This window comes from Streptomyces sp. P17 (genome assembly GCF_032436805.1).
Taxonomy (GTDB): Bacteria; Actinomycetota; Actinomycetes; order Streptomycetales; family Streptomycetaceae; genus Streptomyces.
Map to the genome: position 1 here is coordinate 1 of NZ_JAVRBF010000873.1, position 269 is coordinate 269.

The 269-nt window shown below is 63.9% G+C and carries 1 protein-coding gene; it reads left to right on the forward strand.

The genetic code is table 11. The features are described 5' to 3' along the window. On the forward strand, positions 1-269 hold a 269-nt coding region (locus tag RMT89_RS43280; protein ID WP_315889241.1), incomplete at both ends, for a hypothetical protein.

Genomic DNA, 269 nt, shown 5'->3' on the forward strand with positions numbered 1-269 from the left:
CGGTCGCGATCCCAATGCAGACAAATCAGGCGAGGGTCGGGCGACGACGTCGGACAAATCACCCTCCGCGATGGTCGGTGGCGATGCGCTGCCCGATCGTATCCGGCGCAAATATTATGTGGTGACCAATGAGCCCGGAAAAGATCGGCCAGCCGGCGAGGCGCGGCTTTATGCCGACGAGCGCGGCGAGTATCTCGCTTTCAAGGTCACCGACGACCGCCTGGTCACGCGTCTGGCGGCGGCCGAAGTGATCCGCGACATGGTCAGCG